Below are 18680 nucleotides of genomic sequence, written 5' to 3'. Positions count from 1 at the left end.
CGTCGTTGGCCGCGGTCTACCGCCTGATGATGCATTCGCGGCAGCCCATGTTCCTCGCCTGGGGCCCGGACCTGACCTTGCTCTACAACCTGCCCTATGCGGCCATGCTCGGCCCCCGCCACCCGGATGCCTTTGCCCGCCCGTTCGAACGCGTGTGGCCCGAGATCTGGCCGGACCTCAAGCCGCTGGTGGACCGCGCCTTGGCCGGGGAGGCCATCTGGCGGGAGAACATGCACCTCGTGATGTCCCGCCACGGCTACCCGGAGGACACCTGGTACACCTTCTCCTACAGCCCGCTGCACGATGACGAAGGCCGCATCGTCGGGATGTTCTGCAGCGGCATCGAAACGACCGGCCAGGTCCTCGCCGAGCGGGCCTTACGGGAGAATGAGGGGCGCTTCCGCTCCCTTCTGGATGCGGCACCGGCCATGATGTGGGTGACCGACCGGCATGGCGACTGCACCCATCTCAACCGCAGCTGGTACGCCTTCACCGGCCAGACCCCCGCCACCGGCCTCGGCCATGGCTGGCTGGATGCGGTGCATCCGGCGGACCGGCCGGAGGCGGAGCGGAAATTCGAGGAGGCGATCCTCGACAAGGCGGCGCTGCGCTTGGACTACCGGCTGCGCCATGCGGATGGAAGCTGGCGCTACGCGATCGACGCCGCGCAGCCGCGGCTGGATGAGAAGGGCGGCTATCTCGGCCATGTCGGCTCCGTGCTCGACATCACCGACCGGCGGAAGGCGGAGGAACGCCAGACCCTGCTGGCGCGGGAGGTGGACCACCGCGCCAAGAATGTGCTGGCCGTGGTGCAGGCGATGATCCGGATGACGCGGGCCGGGGATGTGGATGGCTATGCCGAGGCCCTGCAGGGCCGGGTGTCCGCGCTGGCCCGCGCACATACGCTGCTGGCCGCCGATAGCTGGGCAGCGGCGGATCTCGGCGCGCTGCTCGCCGGCGAGCTCACCGCCTTCCTGGGCGCGGAGCGGGCGGTGCGGGTGGTCCTGACCGGGCCGACCGTGGCGCTGCCGCCCGGCACGGCGCAGCCGCTGACCATGATCGTGCATGAACTGGCGACCAACGCCATCAAGCACGGCGCGCTTTCGGTGCAGGCGGGCCGGCTGGATGTGCGCTGGTCGCTGCAGGACGGACGCCTGCGCCTGGACTGGACCGAGCGCGGCGGCCCGGCGCTGGCCGGCGCCCCAAGGCGCCTCGGCTTCGGCACCCGGGTGCTGGATGGCACGGTGCGGCGCCAGCTTGGCGGCTGGCTGCAACTGGATTGGCGGGCGGAGGGCCTGGCCTGCCGGCTGGAGGTGCCGCTGACCCCGAAGGCGGCAGAGACGGCGGAACAGCCCGGGCTGATGTGGGGCGCGGGCTGAGGCCAGGCCCTTGCCGGGGCGGCCCGCAGGGCGCAGAACGCGGCGTTTTCCATACGGCCAGGCGCAATGAACGACCGCATCTCCCTCCCCAAGGACCGCATCAAGATCCTGCTGCTCGAAGGCATCGCCGACAGCGCGGTGGACCTGTTCGGCCAGGCTGACTACGTCACCATCCAGCGGGAAAAGAAGGCCCTGGAAGGCCAGGCGCTGATCGAGGCGGTGAAGGGCGTGCATATCCTCGGCATCCGGTCCCGCACCGAGGTGACGGAGGACGTGCTGGCCGCCGCCGACCGGCTGATCGCGATCGGCTGCTTCTGCATCGGCACCAACCAGGTGGATCTGCAGGCCGCCGCCCGGCGCGGCATCGCCGTATTCAACGCGCCCTTCAGCAACACCCGCAGCGTGGCGGAGCTGACGCTGGCGGAATCCGTAATGCTGATGCGCGGCATCGTCGACAAATCGAATTCGGCCCATGCCGGCGGCTGGGACAAATCCGCGGCCAATAGCTGGGAGATGCGCGGCAAGACGCTGGGCATCATCGGCTACGGCAATATCGGCAGCCAGCTCTCGGTGCTGGCCGAGGCCTTCGGCATGCGGGTGCTGTACCACGACCACACCGGCAAGCTGCCGCATGGCAACGCAACGCCAGCGGCCAGCCTGCACGACCTTCTGGCGCAATCGGATGTCGTGACCATCCATGTGCCGGAGACGCCGGACACGATCGGCATGATGGGCGCGCGCGAATTCGCCGCGATGAAGCCGAGCGCCATCTTCATCAACAATGCCCGCGGCACCGTGGTGGATGTGGCGGCCCTGGCCGCGGCCCTGCGGGAGAAGCGCATCCTGGGCGCCGCGCTGGACGTGTTCCCCGAGGAGCCGAAGCGGAACGGAGAGGCCTTCGTCTCGCCGTTGCAGGGCCTGCCCAACGTCATCCTGACGCCCCACATCGGCGGCAGCACGGCGGAGGCGCAGGACCGCATCGGCCAGGAAGTGGCGCGCAAGCTGGTGGATTATTCCGACACCGGCGCCACCATGGGCAGCGTCAACCTGCCACAGGTGCAACTGCCGGCGCGGCCGACCGGCGCGCGCTGGACCCATCTGCACCGGGATTCGCCCGGCATCCTGTCCCAGATGAACACCTGCTTCGCCCGGCGCGGGCTGAACATCACGGCGCAGTACCTGCAGACGGATTCGGAACTCGGCTACGTCGTGATCGAAAGCGTCGAGGCGCGGGCGGAGGCGGAGCTGATCCTGGCCGAGCTGCGCGCTTTGCCCGGCACGGTGCGGGCACGGCTGATCTACGAGCGGCATTAGCCGCGGGGTTGCCAGGGGCGTCCGCGTGGGGTCTAAGCCGCCGCCCTCCCCGGCCAAGGTTTTCGCCATGCAACCCGTCATCGGTATCGATTTCGGCACCACCAACAGCGTGGTCACGGCGCTCGCCGCCGATGGCAGCGTGCGCGTGCTGCGCCATGCCACGGATGACGTGTTCCGCAGCGTCATCTGCTTCTGGAACGGCGCCGATGGCCGCGTGAAGCACGCCGCCGGGCCGGCGGGGATCGAGGCCTATCTCGATGACCCGCTCGATTCCCGCCTCATCATGTCGATGAAGAGCTACCTGGCGCAGCGCAGCTTTCAGGAGACGCGCATCCTCGGCCAGCCCTGGGCACTGGAGCCGCTGGTGGCGGTGTTCCTGCGCGAACTTCTGTCTCCGTTCCGGGACGATCTGGCCGGCGCGCAGGTGGTGGTGGGCCGCCCGGTACGCTTCGTGGGCGAATCCGCCGACGATACATTGGGCGAGCGCCGGCTCCGCGCCGCCTTCGGCCTTGCGGGCATGGAGCATGTCCAAGTGGCGCTGGAACCGGCCGCCGCCGGGCACCGCTTCGCCGCCGGGCTGGACCGGCCGGCCACCGTGCTGGTGGCGGATTTCGGCGGCGGCACCAGCGACTTTTCGCTGTTGCGCTTCGACCCGGGGCCGCCGCGGCGCGTGACAGCACTGGGCCAGGCCGGCGTCGGCGTGGCGGGCGATGCCTTCGACTACCGGATCATCGACCGCGTGGTGTCCCCGCTGCTCGGCAAGGGCGGCACCTATCGCGTCACGGGCACCGATTTGCCGATCCCACCCGCCTGGTACAGCAGCTTTGCCCGCTGGCATCTGCTGTCCCTGATGCGCGCGCCGAAGACCATGCGGGACATCGAGGCGGTGGCCCGGACCGCCGAACACCCCGAGCAACTGCACCGCCTGATGCGGCTGGTGAAGGATGAGGCCGGCTACGCGCTGTACCGCGCCGTCTCCGCCGCCAAAGCCGCGCTGTCCGGCGCCGACCACGCCACCCTGTCCTTTCGCCACGCCGATTTCGAGGTCTCGGCAGAGATCGCGCGCACCGATTTCGAGGCATGGATCGCGCCGGAGCTCGGACAAATGCGCGTCGCGGTGGATGCGGCGCTGGCCGATGCCGGGCTGCCGGCCTCGGCCGTGGACCGCGTCTTCCTCACCGGCGGGTCGTCCCTTGTCCCCGCCGTTCGTCGCATCTTCGAGGACCGCTTCGGGGCGGATCGCGTGGTGGCGGGCGGTGAGTTCGTCTCGGTGGCGGAGGGGCTGGCCCTGATGGGCAGCGCGTGACCGCCCCGCGCGAACACCCCTTGTGGGGCATCGCGCTGCGCCTGTCGGCGACGCTGCTGTTCACCGTGATGGGGCTGCAGGTGCGGCTGGCCTCGGCGGAGGCGCCGGTCGGGCAGATCGTTTTCCACCGCAGCGCCTGGGCGCTGATTCCGGTGCTGGCCTATCTGGCCTGGCGCGGCCAGTTCCCGCGGGGGCTGCGGACGCGCAATCCGCTCGGCCATGTGCGGCGCAGCCTGTACGGCTGCGCCTCGATGTTCTTCTCCTTCCTGTCGCTGTCCAAGTTGCCGCTGGCGCTGGCCACCGCGCTGAGTTTCCTTGCGCCGCTGCTGGCGGTGCCGGTAGGCATGATTTTCCTGCGCGAAAGGCCGGGGCTGCTGGTCGGCGGCGCCGCGGTGCTCGGCTTCGGCGGCGTGCTGCTGATGCTGCTGCCCGCCTTCATCGGCCCGACGCTGGACGCGGATACGCTGATCGGCGTCGGGGCCGGGCTGGCCACCGCTGCCACCGTGCTCGGCGCCAGGGTGGAGGTGAAGCGACTGACGGCAACGGAACTGCCGGGCACGATCGTGCTGTATTTCTCGCTGGTCTGCGCCGCTGGCGGGCTGGCGACCTGGCCGTTCGGCTGGGCCGATGTCTCAGGGCAGGCCTTCCTGTACCTGGTTGGCGCCGGCTTCGCGGGGGGGCTGGCGCATATCTGCATGACGGAGGCGGTGGCGCGCGCGTCGATCTCGCTGCTGGCGCCCTTCGAATACACGGCGCTGCTCTGGGCGGTGCTGTTCGACCTGCTGATCTTCGGCCTGGTGCCGGCACTGCCGAGCCTGCTGGGCGCGATGCTGATCGTGGTCGCGGCGGTGCTGGTGGTGTTCGCGGACCGGCTGGGGCCGGTGCTGGCGCGGTTGGTTAAGGGGAGGTAGCGCCGGGTGGCGCTGCCCCCCCTCACCCAACCCCCTCCCCCCGTCGGGGGGAGAGGGCTTTGGCGTGGGTCAGGCGAGGTCGAAGCGGTCCAGGTTCATCACCTTGGTCCAGGCGGCGACGAAGTCCTTCACAAAGGCCTCCTTCGCATCCTCGCAGCCATAGCGTTCCGCCAAGGCGCGAAGCTGGGAGTTGGAGCCGAACACCAGATCCACCCGCGTGCCGGTCCACTTCACCGCGCCGGTCGCCCGGTCACGGCCCTCGAACACCTCGGCCGCCTCCGAGGTCGGGCGCCAGACCGTGCCCATGTCGAGCAGGTTGACGAAGAAGTCGTTGCTCAGCGTCTCCGGCCGCTGGGTGAAGACGCCATGCTGCGCCTGGCCGGTATTGGCGTTCAGCACGCGCAGGCCACCCACCAGCACCGTCATTTCCGGCGCCGACAGCGTCAGCAACTGCGCCCGGTCGACCAGCAGTTCTTCCGCCGTCAGGGTGTAGCGGGTCTGCTGGTAGTTGCGGAAACCGTCCGAGGTCGGCTCCAGCACGTCGAAGGATTCGACATCCGTCTTCTCCTGCGCGGCGTCGGTGCGGCCCGGGGTGAAGGGCACCTCCACCTCATGCCCCGCCTTGCGGGCTGCCCGTTCGATGGCGACGCAACCGCCGAGCACGATCAGATCCGCCAGCGAGACCTTCTTGCCGCTGGTTTGCGCCGCGTTGAAGTCCTGCTGGATCGCTTCCAGCTTCGCCAGCACGCCGGCGAGCTGGGCCGGCTGGTTCACCTCCCAGTCCTTCTGCGGCGCCAGGCGAATGCGCGCGCCATTGGCGCCGCCGCGCTTGTCGGACCCACGGAACGTGGAAGCCGAGGCCCAGGCGGTGGCGACCAGCTGATGGATCGGCAGGCCCGAGGCCAGGATGCGGCCCTTCAGCGCCGCGATGTCCTGCGCATCGACCAGCTTGTGGTCCACCGGCGGCACCGGGTCCTGCCACAGCAGTTCTTCCTGCGGCACCAGCGCGCCGAGGTAGCGGTCCTTCGGCCCCATGTCGCGATGGGTCAGCTTGAACCAGGCGCGGGCAAAGGCATCGGCCAGCTGGTCCGGGTTCTCATGGAAGCGCTTGGAGATGGGCGCGTAGGCCGGGTCCATCTTCATCGCCATGTCGGCCGTGGTCATCATCGGCGCGTGGCGCACCGACGGGTCATGCGCGTCCGGCACCGTGCCATCGCCGCTGCCATTTGCCGGAGTCCACTGCCAGGCACCGGCCGGGCTCTTCGTCAGTTCCCATTCATAGTTGAACAGGTTGTCGAAGTAGCCGTTGTCCCACTGCACCGGATTGTTGGTCCAGGCGCCCTCGATGCCGCTGGTGATGGTGTGCACGCCGACGCCGCTGCCGAATGTATTGCGCCAGCCGAGGCCCTGTTCCTCGATGCTCGCGCCCTCCGGCTCCCGCCCCACCTGCGCGGCATCGCCCGCGCCGTGGCACTTGCCGAAGGTGTGGCCGCCAGCGACGAGCGCCACCGTCTCCTCGTCGTTCATCGCCATGCGGGCGAAGGTCTCGCGGATGTCGCGGCCGGAGGCCAGCGGGTCCGGCTGGCCGTTCGGGCCTTCCGGATTCACGTAGATCAGGCCCATCTGCACGGCGGCCAGCGGGTTCGCCAGCTCACGGTCGCCGCTGTAGCGGGCATCGCCGAGCCAGGTGTCCTCGCTGCCCCAATAGACGTCCTCCTCCGGCTCCCACTGGTCGACGCGGCCGCCGGCGAAGCCGAAGGGCTTCAGGCCCATGGATTCGATGGCGCAGTTGCCGGCGAAGACCATCAGGTCGGCCCAGGAGAGCTTGTCGCCGTATTTCTGCTTGATCGGCCACAGCAGGCGGCGGGCCTTGTCCAGATTGCCGTTGTCCGGCCAGCTGTTCAGCGGCGCGAAGCGCAGCGTGCCGGCGCCGGCGCCACCACGGCCATCGCCGGTGCGGTAGGTGCCGGCGCTGTGCCAGGCCATGCGGATGAACAGCGGGCCGTAATGCCCGTAATCCGCCGGCCACCAGGGCTGCGAATCCTTCATCAGCGCGAAGATGTCCTGCTTCACAGCCTCGAGGTCGAGCTTCTTGAATTCCTCGGCGTAGTTGAAGGCCGGGTTCATGGGGCTGGAGGCGGGGGCGTTCTGGTGCAGGATGCGCAGGTTGAGCTGGTTCGGCCACCAGTCACGGTTGGACCTGCCGCCGAAGCTCGTATGCCGCGGTGCGTTGTGCATCACGGGGCATTTGCCGGCGCCGGGGGCGCTGTTTCCGTCCATGGTTTCTCTCCGATCCTGTTCGTTCTGCCGCGGCGGAGGGGAGTGTTGGCGGCCCGCTTCGGCGCGGCGCAAGCCCGGCCAGACCGTCCTCCGGTGACGTCAGTGCGGGCAGGCTAGACGTTCCGCCTGCATCAATGGAAGTCTGGCACTTCAATGGGATCGATTGAGCAGGACTATAGGGTCAGGGGCGCTGACAGGTTCGCGCCAACCGCGGCGCGAAGCCGGATGCGATGTTGGCCGCGGAGCGCCATGCATTCACCACGGGCGGGGCGCGGGACTGAATCCGGCACCCGGCCTGCAACGCATCATACCCATTAAGTATTCAAAAGGAATGGCGTCCCCTAGGGGATTCGAACCCCTGTTACCGCCGTGAGAGGGCGGTGTCCTAGGCCTCTAGACGAAGGGGACCCAGACAACTCGCGTCGCCGAAGCATCGCGAGGCGCGCTGATTAGCCGCCCGGCGGCTTGGGATCAACCCGGTCCGCGGCAGATTTTTCGGACCCACCCCGCGCCGCATCCCGTCGCCCGCTGCGGCAGGCGTCGGAGCAGTAGCGCACGCTCTCCCAGTCCCGCGCCCATTTGCGGCGCCAGGCGAAGGGGCGACCGCAGGCGGCGCAGATCTTCTCCGGCAGGTTCGGCTTGCGATGCGCCATCAGGCCCTCACTCCGCCGCCCGCAGTTCCCCGACCACGCGGCCCCGCGCGGCATCCAGCAGCAGCAGGCGCTCCGTCCCATCCGGGCGGGCCACCAGCACGGCAATGCGCCCTTCCGCCGCGGCCACCGAGAGCAGCCGCGTGCCGGCCGGCTGGCCGAGCGAGGCTGGTGGCAGCGTCACCTCCACGCTCGCCGCGCCCATGCGCTGGACGAGAACCAAAACCAGGGCCACCGTGCCGAGGATAATCATGACCCCCATCACCCCGACCAGCCATTTGAGCGCCGCCACGCAAACCCCCCTCTCCGACCCCGATGCAGGTCAAACCCTTGAAATCCTGGCCCCGCCGGAGGCCGCGGGCCTGCGCGCCGATCGGTTCCTGACCGATGCGCTGGCCCCCGGGATAGGCGGCCTGTCGCGGTCCCGGGTCAAGGCCCTGATCGAGTCGGGCCAGGCGATGCGCGACGGTGTGCGGGTGCACGACCCGGCGGAGCCCGTACGCCCCGGTGCCCGCTACACGCTGCACCTGCCGCCACCCGATGATGCGGTGCTGCAGCCGCAGGACATTCCGCTGACCATCCTGTTCGAGGATCGGCATCTGATCGTCCTCGACAAGCCCGCCGGCCTGGTGGTTCACCCCGCCCCCGGCAATCGCGACGGCACGCTGGTCAACGCCGTGCTGGCCCATGCGGCGGAGGATCTGACCGGCATCGGCGGGGAGAAGCGGCCCGGCATTGTGCATCGGCTGGACAAGGACACCTCCGGTGTCATGGTGGTGGCGAAATCCGAACGTGCCCATACAGCGCTGTCGCTCGCCTTCGCCAACCGGGACCTGGACCGCGAATACCTTGCCCTGGTCTGGGGCCTGCCCAGCCCGGTGGAGGGGGAAATCGTGGGCGACATCGGCCGCCACCCGATGGACCGCAAGCGGATGGCGGTGGTTACCCGCAACGGCAAACATGCGCTGACGCGCTACCGCACCGAACGCGCCTTCGGCACATCTTGCGCCCTGCTGCGCTGCCGGCTTGCCACCGGGCGCACCCACCAGATTCGCGTCCATCTGGCGCATATCGGCCACCCGGTAGTGGGAGACCCGGTCTATCTGCGCCGTATTCCGGCGGCGGCGCGTAACCTTGCCGGCCCTGCGCGCGAAATGCTGACTGGGTTTCCGCGCCAGGCGCTGCACGCGGCCACCCTGGGCTTTAACCATCCGGTCACAGGTGCCGCCCTAAGTTTCAGCGCAGAACTGCCGCCGGACATGGCTGCGCTGATCGCCTGCCTCGATGGAAATGTTACCGGCCGGTAACCGAACGTAAACCTACCTTGCAGGTCGGTTTTTCTTGATCACCGTCTGAATACGCTCTAAGAATCGCCAGCCAGCTACGGTCGGGTGCCGCTTCGCACCCCCAGGCCCCGGGTCATACCCCGGGCGCCAGGAGCGCCCCTCCATCATCACCCCGTCGTGACCGGGGTCGGGATGGAAAGGGAGGGCCCGTCCCACGTTGGCAGAACAGCACAGCCGTCATGGGCCCCGCCGTCACGGGGGGCACCAGGCGACCGAGGAGGCAGTTCTCACCATGGCTTCCACTATGTCCATTCCGATGGCGCCCGAAGGCAACCTGTCCCGGTATCTTCAGGATATCCGCAAGTTTCCGATGCTGACGCCGGAGGAGGAGTACAACCTCTCCAAGCGCTGGAAGGATGAGGGCGACGAGCCCTCCGCCCACCGCCTGGTCACCTCCCACCTCCGCCTCGTCGCCAAGATCGCCATGGGCTACCGCGGCTATGGGCTGCCGGTCGGTGAGCTGATCTCCGAGGGCAATGTCGGCATGATGCAGGCCGTCAAGCGGTTCGACCCGGACCGCGGCTTCCGCCTGGCGACCTACGCCATGTGGTGGATTCGTGCGGCGATCCAGGAATACATCCTGCACAGCTGGTCCCTCGTGAAGATGGGGACGACCGCGGCGCAGAAGAAGCTGTTCTTCAACCTCCGCCGGCTGAAGGGCCAGATGGCGGCGCTGGAGGAAGGCGATCTGAAGCCGGAGCAGGTCGAGAAGATCGCCCGCGTTCTGGCCGTGCCGGAAGCCGATGTGGTGTCGATGAACCGCCGCCTCGCCTCGCCCGACAACAGCCTGAACGCCCCCGTCCGCGCCGACAGTGATGGCGAGTGGCAGGATTGGCTGGTCGATGACGGAGAGAGCCAGGAGACGGAGCTCGCCGAACGGCAGGACATGTCCAACCGCCGCGAGCTGCTGGGCGAGGCGCTGAAGACGCTGAACGACCGGGAACGCCACATCCTGATCGAACGGCGCCTGAAGGACGAGCCGACGACGCTGGAGGAACTCTCCCAGCAGTACAACATCAGCCGCGAGCGCGTGCGCCAGATCGAGGTGCGCGCCTTCGAGAAGCTGCAGAAGAGCATGAAGACCCAGATCGTCGAGCGCCGCCTCGGCGTCGTCTGACGGGCCATAGACCGGCTCTTCCCAACGCCCCGCGCCAACCGGCACGGGGCGTTTTTTTTTGCCCGGGGGTCCGGCTGGCATGAACTAAAGGAAATGTTTGGACAACGCGGAACTGGCTGCGCCCGTGCCGGCTTAACCTCTGGTGACCACCCCACCAACTCAAGCCGACCTGCCCGCTCTGCCGCCGCATAGCGCGACGCTGCCAGCGCCCCTCACCGCGCCAAGCCCGTTCGGCGGCGGCGACCTGTTCTTCGCCGCCATCGAGGTCACGCGCATGCCCATGCTCGTCACGGACCCGAACCGGCCGGACAATCCCATCGTCTTCGTCAACCCGGCCTTTCAGCAGATGACGGGCTATGCGGCGGAGGAGCTGCTCGGCCGCAACTGTCGATTCATGCAGGGACCAGCCACGGACCGCGCCGCCGTCACCCAGCTGCGCGATGCCATCACCGCACGCACGGATATCGCGATCGAACTGGTGAATTACCGCAAGGACGGCTCGGCCTTCTGGAATGCGCTGTTTCTCAGCCCGGTCTTCGGCAGCGATGGCAAGCTGCTGTACTTCTTCGGCAGCCAGCTCGACGTCTCCCGCCGGCGGAAGGCGGAGGATACGCTGCACCAGGCGCAGCGGCTGGAGGCTTTGGGCCAGCTCACCGGCGGCGTGGCGCATGATTTCAACAACCTGCTGCAGGTGGTTGTCGGCTCGCTGGAGGTGTTGCGCCCGCTCGTGGCGGAATCCGGCAACCCCCGCGCCCAGCGGCGGCATGATGGGGCGCTGGAGGCCGCGCGCCGTGGCGCCACCCTCACCCGCCAGCTTCTGGCCTTCGCCCGGCGGCAGCGGCTTGAGGGGCAGCCGCTGGATATCAACGCCTCCCTCAAGAACCTGTCGGCACTGCTGGCCCGTGTGCTGGGCGGCGCGATCCTGCGGCTGGACCTGGCGCCTGGGCTGCCGGCGGCGCGGCTGGATGCCGGGCAGCTTGAGGCCGCGCTGGTGAACCTGATGCGCAATGCCGGCGCCGCCATGCCCAGCCGCGGCGAGGTGACCATCAGCACCGCCCACCCGCCGCAGCCGGAGACGCCGGAGGGCGATGCGGCGCCGCATGGATTTGTCGAGCTCGCGGTCCGCGACAGCGGCATCGGCATCCCCCGCGCCATCCTCGATCGGGTCACGGAGCCTTTCTTCACGACGCGTGAGGTCGGCCAGGGCTCAGGCCTCGGCCTGGCCCAGGTCTATGGCTTCGTGCGCCAATCCGGTGGCTTCCTGCTGATCGAGAGCACGGAGGGCCAGGGCACCACGGTGCGGATGCGCTTCCCCGCCCTGGCCCCGGACGCCGCGATACCCGCCGACGCCGCGGCGCCCGGCGAGACGGAGGGCGAGCCGCGCGGCCATGGGGAATGGGTGCTGGTGGTGGACGACAATGCGGAGGTGCTGGACCTCGCCCAGGGCCTGCTGCACGACCTCGGCTACCAGGTGGAGACGGCCAGCGACGGACCATGCGCGCTGCGGCTGCTGGATGATCCGGCGCGGCACTACGACCTGCTGTTCAGCGACGTGGTGATGCCCGGCGGCATCAATGGCATCGCCCTGGCTACCGAGGCGCGGCAGCGCCAGCCGGACCTGCGGGTGCTGCTTTCCACCGGCTTTGTCGATCCGCGGGACGAGGCCGCCAGCGCCGGCCTCCGCCCGCATGGCTTCCCGGTGATGCAGAAGCCCTATTGCCGGGCGGAGGTGGCGCGCCGCATCCGCCATGCCCTGGAGGACAACGCCAGGCCGGGCTGAGGCCATCATCCGGAGCGATATGGCCCATGCGGCAACCCGATTGGACCGGGCCGCCCCGCGGGACCACTCTCAGGGACCAGAAGGAGCCCCGTCATGTCCCTCACAATCGAAGGTGAAGCCCCCATCGCTCCCTATGTGATGCCGGCTGGCGCCCATATCGGCCACGTGCACCTGAAGGTGGCGGAGCTGGAGCGCAGCCTGCGCTTCTGGCGCGACCTGATCGGGCTGGAGGTGCAGCAGCGCATCGGCGACCAGGCGGTGTTCCTCTCAGCCGGCGGCTACCACCACCACATCGCGCTGAACACCTGGGAGAGCGCCGGCGGCAGCCCGCCTGGCTTCGGCACCACCGGCCTGTATCATGTGGCGCTGCTGCTGCCGGACCGCGCGGCACTGGCCCGCGCGCTGCGCCAACTCGTCCAGGCCGGCTGGCCGCTGGAAGGCGCCAGCGACCATGGCGTGTCGGAGGCGCTGTATCTGCGCGACCCGGATGGCAATGGCGTGGAGCTGTACCGAGACCGGCCGCAGGCCGATTGGCCGCGCGGCGCGGATGGCAAGCTGGTGATGTGCACCAAGCGGCTGGATTTGAAGGCGCTGCTGGCCGAGGCGGGCTGAGCCGCACCCCGCCTATCGGCGCAGCGCCGCCAGGGACGCGGCGGTCAGCAGCGCCGCGGCGCCGAGATACAGCCAGACCGCCGGCACCAGGGGCAGCAGCACCCCCGCAACCAGCGGCCCGATTCCGGCGCCGATATCCCGCCAGGTCGCCAGCCGCGCCAGCGCCGCCACCCGGTCCTGCGGCGCCGCCCGGGCGGCGGCGACGGGGGCCGGTAGCGGCTGCAATAGCCCGCGCAGACCAACCACCAGCAGGCTGCCGACCCAGAGCCACCCCACCCCGATCACCGCCAGCCCGGCGGCGGAGGCGAGCGAGACCAGCAGCAGCAGCGGCGCCGCGCCGAATCGTTCCGCCAGCCGCCCCGCCGGCGCGCCCAGCACCACCTCCGCCAAGTAGCGCGCGGACAGCGCCGCACCGGCGGCCAGCGCCGCACCCTGCGGCAGGGCGGCGGCGGCGAGAAAGGCGAGGCCGAGCACGAACAGCCCATCCAGCGCCAGCCCCTGCACGAAGGACCAGACATCCAACGGCCTCGGCAGCGCGAAGCGCGGGCCGGCGGCACGCAGGCGCGGCCCCTCCCCGCCCGGCAGGCGCCAGGCGAAGGGCAGCGCGACCAGGGACAGCAGGCCGAGGCCCAGGAACACCACCTGCGGCCCCGCCACCTCCGCCACCACGGCGCCGGCCAGCAAGCCGAGCATCGGCCCGGTGGAGATGATGGCGCGGGAGACGCCGCTGCGGCGTGCGGCGCCGGAAGCCTCCGCCGTGGCCAGCGCCTGGGTGGCGATGTTCATCGCGGCGAAAGACAGGCCCCAGACCAGCCGCGCCGGCAGCAGCCACCAGACCCCCGGCAGCACCGCATAGCCCCCGGTGGCACAGGCGGCGCCCAGCACCGCGAGCAGGCAGGCATGGCGTGGCCCGGAGCGCTCATAGAATCGCGCCACCCAGCCATAGCCGATGATCCGCACCAGCCGGTTCGCCGCCAGCAGCAGCCCGGCCTCCGCCAGCGTCACCCCGAAAGCGGCGGCATGCAGCGGCAGCAGCAGGTACAGCACCGCATCACCCGGCAGCGTCAGGCCGAGCACGATGGAGGCATCGCGGGAGGCGCGGTCGGCCTCGGGGCGGGTCACGGCGAAGGCGGCGACGGGACCGCCGGGAAGGCGGTGATGGCATCGGCAGGGATGTCGCGGCGCGTCGGCATGGCGGGAGCCTGCCATCGTGACGATCTCGTGACAACCGGATGTCTAGATGAATTGAGCCGCCGCCTTCAGCGGTGGTGGTTCAGTTGGACGCCCCTGTGCCCCACCTCTCCCCATGCGGGGGAAAGGTGGGGGAGGAAGGGTGTCAGCCGAAGCCCTTGCCCTGCTTGCGATAGGCCTCGCGCGGCGGGGAGAAAATATCCAGCACCCGGCAGCCCTCCGGCCCCGCCTTCATGGTGTGCGGCACACCGCCCGGGGTGCGCCAGAAATCGCCCTTCTTCACGGCAATCTCCTCGCCACCCTGGATGCGGATGGCGCTGCCCTCCAGCAGCACGCCCCATTGCTCCTCCGGATGGTCATGCACCGTGCCCATGGCATTGGGCGCGATGCTGACGATGGAAAGCATGGCTTGCTCGCCCGGGAAGATCCGGGTGGTGACGCCGGGTGCGAGCTCGCGGGCGAGACCGGCGGTCTCGTCATCCAGATTGTGGAATTCCTCGGCCTGGCTCATCGCTGGGTTCCCCTGGTTCAGCCCGCGAACGGGTCGCGCAGCATGATGGTGTCGTCGCGGTCCGGGCTGGTGGACAGTAGCACCACCGGCGCCTCCACCAATTCCTCGATCCGGCGGACATACTTCACCGCCTCGGCCGGCAGTTCGGCGTAGCTGCGGGCGCCGCGGGTGGAGCCGGACCAGCCGGTCATCACCTCATAGACCGGCTTCGCCTTCTCCTGCGCCGCGATCGAGGCCGGCAGGCGGTTCACCAGTTGGCCATCCACCTCGTAGCCGGTGCAGATGTGCAGTTCCTTCATGCCGTCCAGCACGTCGAGCTTGGTCAGCACCAGGCCCTCCACGCCGCCGACCTTCACCGCCTGGCGCACCATGCAGGCGTCGAACCAGCCGCAGCGGCGCGGGCGGCCGGTGACGGTGCCGAATTCATGGCCACGCTCGCCCAGCAGGCGGCCGGTCTCGTCCTTCAGCTCCGTCGGGAAGGGGCCGGAGCCGACGCGGGTGGTGTAGGCCTTGGCGATGCCGAGCACATAGCCGATCTGCTTCGGCCCGACGCCCGACCCCGCCGCCGCATTGCCGGCCACGGTGTTCGAGGAGGTCACGTAGGGATAGGTGCCGTGGTCCACATCCAGCATCACCGCCTGCGCGCCCTCGAACAGCACGCGCTTGCCGGTGTGATGCGCCTCGTCCAGCAATTGCCAGACCGGCTCCGAGAAGGGCAGCAGTTGCGGCGCCAGTTCCAGCAGCCGGTCGAGCAGCGCCTGCTTCTCGAACACCGGCGCGCCCAGGCCCTTCAGCAGCGTGTTGTGGTGCAGCAGCAGCTCATCCAGCTTGTGCGACAGCACCTCCGGCTCCGCCAGGTCGGACAGGCGGATGGCGCGGCGCGCCACCTTGTCCTCATAGGCCGGGCCGATGCCGCGCCCGGTGGTGCCGATGGCGGACGCGCCGCGCGCCACTTCGCGCGCCTTGTCCAGCGCCGGGTGCAGCGGCAGGATCAGCGGCACATTCTCCGCGATCCGGAGATTCTCCGGCGTCACCTTCAGGCCCTGCGCCGTGACCTTGGCGATCTCGGAAAGCAGGTGCTCCGGGTCCAGCACCACGCCATTGCCGATGATGCCGAGCTTGCCGCGCACCACGCCGGACGGCAGCAGCGACAGCTTGTAGACCTGATCGCCCACCACCAGCGTGTGGCCGGCATTATGGCCGCCCTGGAAGCGCACCACGATGTCGGCCCGGCTGGCGAGCCAGTCCACAACCTTCCCCTTGCCCTCGTCGCCCCATTGGGCGCCGATGACGGCGACATTGGCCATCGCGACTACTCCTGAACCGGGTTCAGCGCGCCGGCGCTGTCCATCACATGGGTGCAGCGCAGGGACTGCGCCGTATCGGTGGGGGCGAGCGGCGCCACCGTGGCATAGCCAAGCGCCCGCAAGGCCGCGGCCTGCCCGGCCGCCGCGCCACGCGGCACGAAGACGCGCAGGCGCGGCGCCGCCGGCGGCACGGCGCGCAGCACGGCATCCGGGTACAGCGTCATGCCCGTGGCCGGCTCCTCCCCCGAAAGGTAGCGGCCGCCGCGCGCCAGTTCCCCGGTGCGGCCGGCGCCGAAGATCGTGAAGGCGACGCCGGTGTGGTAGTGCAGGCCGCGGAATTCCAACGGGTCCAGCGTGATCCGCAGCGCCGGCGCGAGTTCACGCACCGCGGCGACCACGGCGGCGGCATGGTCCGCGATCTGCCGTGCGGCCGGCGGCAGCGCCTCCGCCTCCAGCACCGCCAGCGCCGCATCGGCCGGGCCGGCGGCGGCGAGCAGGGCGGGCAGCAGCAGCGCGGCACCGCCGGATTGCGCGGCGTATTCAGTCACGGCGGCGGCATCCTTGCGGTCCAGCGCGCGGGCCAGCTTGCGCCGCGCCTCGCCCTGCACCCCGGCCTCGTCCAGCAAGGCAGGTGCCAGGCGCGGCAGGGTGATGTCGAGCGACGCGTCGAGAATGCCGACGGCGGCCAGCGCCTCCGCCGCCACGGCGGCGACCTCGGCATCCGCCGCGGCGCTTTCCGGGCCGATCAGCTCGATCCCCGCCTGGGGAATCTGCCGCGCGGGGGCCAACTGCGTGCCCTGCACCCGCAGCACCTGGCCGGCATAGCTCAGCCGCAGCGGGCGGGTTACGCGGGCGAGCCGCGTGGCGGCGATGCGGGCGACCTGCGGCGTGGTGTCCGCGCGCAGGCCCATCATGCGGTGGCTGACCGGGTCCATCAGCCGGAAGGTCTGCTCCGCCACGGCGGCGCCGGAGCCGGCCAGCAGGCTGTCCTCGAATTCCAGCAGCGGCGGCTTCACCCGTTCATAGCCGTGCCGGGCGAAGGTCTCGGCCAGCACCTCGACGAGCATCGCCTCCCGCTCCGCCTCGGGCGGCAGGACGTCGGACAGGCCAGCGGGCAGCAGAGCGGGGTTCGGAGGATCGTCGGTCATTTATTGTTTCAGCGCCGCGGAAAGGCGGCGCGTGTGTGGCAGGGGGGCGGCCCCTCTGCAACCCCCAGTGCTCAAACGGGGGGCCTAGGTCAGGATGATATCGAAGGCCGCGCGCTGGCCTTCATCGGTCGCGGAAAGCTGGGCCATGAGTAGCGCGCGGCGCGCTTCCTCCACGCGGCGCAGCAGCCCGTCGCGGGCATTCAGCGGCTCATCCGGGAAATAGACCTGCGTGGTCAGGGCGGGGCCACCACCAGGGGGATGGGCGCGCAGATGAATATGCGGCGTGCGGCCAGGGTATTCGCCGGGGCGGATGGTGCGGAAGGCGTAGTGGCCCTGGGCATCGGCGCGGGTCCGGCCATAGCCCTGGAAGCCCGCATCGCGCTGCGCCAGCCGGCCTTCCCGCGGGTGCAGGTAGATGCCGGCATGGTCGGCCTGCCAGATCTCCACCACGGCACCCGGCACCGGGGTGCCATCCAGCGTCCGCACCTGGCCCGCCAGCAGCAGCGGCCGGCCCTGCGCCACCTGCCCGAGACCGGTGACGCGGCGCAGATCGGCATCCGCATCGGCGGGGATGGCGCGCGGATAGTAGGGGCCTTCCATCTGCGCCGGCGTGCCGCCCGCCGGCTGGGCCTGGGCGCAGCCCGGCAGCAGAAGGGCCGGGGCGGCCAGGATCAGGCCGCGGCGGGGGAAGCGGGGCAGGTGCAGGGTCATGTCGCAGCAATCCCGCATCCCGCCGCGAGGGTCACGTGACGAAGCGTGACTTGTCGCGGCGGCGGCGGCCCACCAGACTCGCTGTATGCGCCTCACCCTTCTCCCCCTGCTGTTCGCCGCCGCCTGCGCCGACCCGGCGGCACAGCATCTGGGTGGCTTCGGAGACCCCGTTCGCGGCGCGGCGCTGTCCGCCCCCTGGTGGCTGGCCGATACCTCCCGCCTCGCCGGCAACCCGGCCCAGGCCGCCCGCGCCGCCGTGCAGCTGGAGGTGGTGGCCGATGCCTTGCGGCAGGATCCGCGCTACCGGCACGAGGCCTCCGGCCCCGCCCTGCACGCGACGCGGCTGGGTGTGGCGGAGCTGCGTCAGGCGATCGGCGTCGCCCCCGAAGCGCCGCCCGCCGCCGTCATCGCCGCGCTGCGCGACGCCGCCACGGCGCTGGACCAGGGCCGCCCGGCGCGGGCGGAGGCGGCGCTGAGCGGGCCGGACTTCCCACTAGGCCCGCTGGCCACGCTGGCCCGCCTCGGCGCCCTGCCCCGCCTGCCGCGCGTCTCGGAGGCTGCGGCAGCGGCCTATGGCGAGATCCGCCGGCTGGATGGCGGTGGCCGCAGCCGCAGCTGAGAGCACGACACCGACGCTTCGCTTAATGCGGACCAGTCGTTCGCGTAGCGCAGTCTGCCGCGCCGCAAGCCCTGGATGGCGAAAATATCCCCCGGAAACCAGTGTCCTGGCGCCGCGCTTCCGCCTTGAACCGGCGCATGCCGCACCGGCGGGAGACAGGCGAGATGCCGCAATTCGCAGCGACCATCAAGCATATTAGCGAAGGCGTGAAAGGCTTCACCATCAATACCGCGGTGAAGAACATCGAGGGCTGGGAGAAGAACTTGGAAGACGTGGAAACACCTGGTGCCAAGGGCATCATCCGCGACCTGGAGCGGCTGAAGAAGCTGATCCAGTCGGACGAGATCGACGGTGAGGCGGTGAAGAAGGTTGTCAGCGCCCTGGGCGAGTCGACGGTCAAGATGGCCGGCCGCAGCGAGGGCGCGAAGGCCGACCAGATCAAGAACCTTGGCGAGGCGCTGTCCGGCGCCGCGAAATGATCGCGCGCTGCCCGGCGGC

Annotated in this window: 18 protein-coding genes and 1 tRNA gene; 10 read left to right on the top strand and 9 right to left on the bottom strand. The window is 70.2% G+C overall.

All coding sequences use genetic code 11. From position 1 onward, the window contains the following. From ACFHNC_RS22370 to ACFHNC_RS22355, 4 genes are all read left to right on the top strand, one after another. The coding region (locus ACFHNC_RS22370; RefSeq protein WP_437171459.1) for an HWE histidine kinase domain-containing protein at nucleotides 1–1379 on the top strand (1379 nt) is incomplete at its 5' end. A gap of 66 nt (nucleotides 1380–1445) precedes the next feature. After that, nucleotides 1446–2693 carry a phosphoglycerate dehydrogenase gene (gene serA / locus ACFHNC_RS22365; protein WP_437171458.1) on the top strand — a complete coding sequence of 416 codons (1248 nt, stop codon included), beginning with the start codon at nucleotides 1446–1448 and terminating at the stop codon, nucleotides 2691–2693. 67 nt (nucleotides 2694–2760) lie between these two features. Beyond that, complete coding sequence (locus ACFHNC_RS22360) at nucleotides 2761–3999, top strand: Hsp70 family protein (RefSeq protein ID WP_437171457.1); 1239 nt, start codon at nucleotides 2761–2763, stop codon at nucleotides 3997–3999. Continuing rightward, entirely contained in the window at nucleotides 3996–4910 is a 915-nt protein-coding gene (locus ACFHNC_RS22355; protein ID WP_437171456.1) for a DMT family transporter, read from the top strand. Before ACFHNC_RS22360 ends, ACFHNC_RS22355 begins: the two co-directional genes overlap by 4 nt. 69 nt (nucleotides 4911–4979) lie before the next feature. Here the strand turns inward: ACFHNC_RS22355 and katG are convergent, their stop codons facing one another. From katG to ACFHNC_RS22335, 4 genes are all read right to left on the bottom strand, one after another. Further along, nucleotides 4980–7190 (bottom strand): catalase/peroxidase HPI, encoded by a 2211-nt coding sequence (katG, locus tag ACFHNC_RS22350; protein ID WP_437171455.1) that lies wholly within the window; start codon nucleotides 7188–7190, stop codon nucleotides 4980–4982. A gap of 332 nt (nucleotides 7191–7522) precedes the next feature. Then, nucleotides 7523–7598 (bottom strand) — tRNA-Glu (locus tag ACFHNC_RS22345). A 41-nt stretch (nucleotides 7599–7639) separates the two neighbouring features. Then, nucleotides 7640–7843 (bottom strand): DUF2256 domain-containing protein, encoded by a 204-nt coding sequence (locus ACFHNC_RS22340; RefSeq protein ID WP_437171454.1) that lies wholly within the window; start codon nucleotides 7841–7843, stop codon nucleotides 7640–7642. Nucleotides 7844–7850: 7 nt separating this feature from the next. Next, on the bottom strand, nucleotides 7851–8093 hold the full coding sequence (locus ACFHNC_RS22335; protein ID WP_437171453.1) for a DUF6476 family protein: 243 nt from the start codon (nucleotides 8091–8093) through the stop codon (nucleotides 7851–7853). On the opposite strand from ACFHNC_RS22335, the gene ACFHNC_RS22330 reads away from it, so the two are divergent. The 4 genes from ACFHNC_RS22330 (at nucleotide 8092) to ACFHNC_RS22315 (ending at nucleotide 12695) form a co-directional block, all read left to right on the top strand. After that, complete coding sequence (locus tag ACFHNC_RS22330; protein ID WP_437171452.1) at nucleotides 8092–9147, top strand: RluA family pseudouridine synthase; 1056 nt, start codon at nucleotides 8092–8094, stop codon at nucleotides 9145–9147. The two genes, ACFHNC_RS22335 and ACFHNC_RS22330, sit on opposite strands and share 2 nt — an antisense overlap. A gap of 271 nt (nucleotides 9148–9418) precedes the next feature. Then, nucleotides 9419–10303 carry an RNA polymerase sigma factor RpoH gene (rpoH, locus tag ACFHNC_RS22325; RefSeq protein ID WP_437171451.1) on the top strand — a complete coding sequence of 295 codons (885 nt, stop codon included), beginning with the start codon at nucleotides 9419–9421 and terminating at the stop codon, nucleotides 10301–10303. Between the two features lie 142 nt (nucleotides 10304–10445). After that, complete coding sequence (locus ACFHNC_RS22320; protein WP_437171450.1) at nucleotides 10446–12083, top strand: histidine kinase famiy protein; 1638 nt, start codon at nucleotides 10446–10448, stop codon at nucleotides 12081–12083. A gap of 93 nt (nucleotides 12084–12176) precedes the next feature. After that, nucleotides 12177–12695, top strand: coding sequence for a VOC family protein (locus ACFHNC_RS22315; RefSeq protein ID WP_437171449.1), 519 nt, complete (start codon nucleotides 12177–12179; stop codon nucleotides 12693–12695). 12 nt (nucleotides 12696–12707) lie between these two features. Here ACFHNC_RS22315 and ACFHNC_RS22310 read toward each other — a convergent pair whose 3' ends face one another. The 5 genes from ACFHNC_RS22310 to ACFHNC_RS22290 form a co-directional block, all read right to left on the bottom strand. Further along, the gene (locus tag ACFHNC_RS22310) at nucleotides 12708–13817 is read right to left on the bottom strand and encodes an MFS transporter (RefSeq protein WP_437171448.1); all 1110 of its coding nucleotides are present in this window, start codon (nucleotides 13815–13817) and stop codon (nucleotides 12708–12710) included. A 214-nt stretch (nucleotides 13818–14031) separates the two neighbouring features. Next, complete coding sequence (locus ACFHNC_RS22305; RefSeq protein ID WP_437171447.1) at nucleotides 14032–14397, bottom strand: cupin domain-containing protein; 366 nt, start codon at nucleotides 14395–14397, stop codon at nucleotides 14032–14034. Nucleotides 14398–14414: 17 nt separating this feature from the next. Then, nucleotides 14415–15704, bottom strand: coding sequence for an adenylosuccinate synthase (locus ACFHNC_RS22300; protein WP_437171446.1), 1290 nt, complete (start codon nucleotides 15702–15704; stop codon nucleotides 14415–14417). 5 nt (nucleotides 15705–15709) lie between these two features. Further along, the gene (locus ACFHNC_RS22295; RefSeq protein WP_437171445.1) at nucleotides 15710–16852 is read right to left on the bottom strand and encodes an ATP phosphoribosyltransferase regulatory subunit; all 1143 of its coding nucleotides are present in this window, start codon (nucleotides 16850–16852) and stop codon (nucleotides 15710–15712) included. A gap of 84 nt (nucleotides 16853–16936) precedes the next feature. Next, on the bottom strand, nucleotides 16937–17563 hold the full coding sequence (locus ACFHNC_RS22290; RefSeq protein ID WP_437171444.1) for a hypothetical protein: 627 nt from the start codon (nucleotides 17561–17563) through the stop codon (nucleotides 16937–16939). 85 nt (nucleotides 17564–17648) lie between these two features. On the opposite strand from ACFHNC_RS22290, the gene ACFHNC_RS22285 reads away from it, so the two are divergent. Both ACFHNC_RS22285 and ACFHNC_RS22280 read left to right on the top strand, forming a co-directional pair. Further along, nucleotides 17649–18182 (top strand): hypothetical protein, encoded by a 534-nt coding sequence (locus ACFHNC_RS22285; protein ID WP_437171443.1) that lies wholly within the window; start codon nucleotides 17649–17651, stop codon nucleotides 18180–18182. A gap of 164 nt (nucleotides 18183–18346) precedes the next feature. After that, nucleotides 18347–18661, top strand: coding sequence for a hypothetical protein (locus ACFHNC_RS22280; protein WP_437171442.1), 315 nt, complete (start codon nucleotides 18347–18349; stop codon nucleotides 18659–18661). The last annotated feature ends 19 nt before the right edge of the window (nucleotides 18662–18680 follow it).

Source organism: Falsiroseomonas sp. E2-1-a4, assembly GCF_051433165.1.
In the GTDB taxonomy this organism is placed as follows: Bacteria; Pseudomonadota; Alphaproteobacteria; order Acetobacterales; family Acetobacteraceae; genus Falsiroseomonas.
The sequence above is the reverse complement of the archived record's forward strand: the minus strand, read 5'-3'. Positions and strand labels throughout refer to the sequence as shown.

Bases quoted from the DNA above. Each gene is read 5' to 3' on its own strand.
- ACFHNC_RS22330 (WP_437171452.1), top strand. From the start codon at position 8,092: ATGACCCCCATCACCCCGACCAGCCATTTGAGCGCCGCCACGCAAACC.
- ACFHNC_RS22295 (WP_437171445.1), bottom strand. From the start codon at position 16,852: ATGACCGACGATCCTCCGAACCCCGCTCTGCTGCCCGCTGGCCTGTCC.
- ACFHNC_RS22340 (WP_437171454.1), bottom strand. From the start codon at position 7,843: ATGGCGCATCGCAAGCCGAACCTGCCGGAGAAGATCTGCGCCGCCTGC.
- rpoH (WP_437171451.1), top strand. From the start codon at position 9,419: ATGGCTTCCACTATGTCCATTCCGATGGCGCCCGAAGGCAACCTGTCC.
- ACFHNC_RS22315 (WP_437171449.1), top strand. From the start codon at position 12,177: ATGTCCCTCACAATCGAAGGTGAAGCCCCCATCGCTCCCTATGTGATG.
- ACFHNC_RS22335 (WP_437171453.1), bottom strand. From the start codon at position 8,093: ATGATTATCCTCGGCACGGTGGCCCTGGTTTTGGTTCTCGTCCAGCGC.
- serA (WP_437171458.1), top strand. From the start codon at position 1,446: ATGAACGACCGCATCTCCCTCCCCAAGGACCGCATCAAGATCCTGCTG.
- katG (WP_437171455.1), bottom strand. From the start codon at position 7,190: ATGGACGGAAACAGCGCCCCCGGCGCCGGCAAATGCCCCGTGATGCAC.
- ACFHNC_RS22290 (WP_437171444.1), bottom strand. From the start codon at position 17,563: ATGACCCTGCACCTGCCCCGCTTCCCCCGCCGCGGCCTGATCCTGGCC.
- ACFHNC_RS22360 (WP_437171457.1), top strand. From the start codon at position 2,761: ATGCAACCCGTCATCGGTATCGATTTCGGCACCACCAACAGCGTGGTC.
- ACFHNC_RS22280 (WP_437171442.1), top strand. From the start codon at position 18,347: ATGCCGCAATTCGCAGCGACCATCAAGCATATTAGCGAAGGCGTGAAA.
- ACFHNC_RS22305 (WP_437171447.1), bottom strand. From the start codon at position 14,397: ATGAGCCAGGCCGAGGAATTCCACAATCTGGATGACGAGACCGCCGGT.
- ACFHNC_RS22285 (WP_437171443.1), top strand. From the start codon at position 17,649: ATGCGCCTCACCCTTCTCCCCCTGCTGTTCGCCGCCGCCTGCGCCGAC.
- ACFHNC_RS22300 (WP_437171446.1), bottom strand. From the start codon at position 15,704: ATGGCCAATGTCGCCGTCATCGGCGCCCAATGGGGCGACGAGGGCAAG.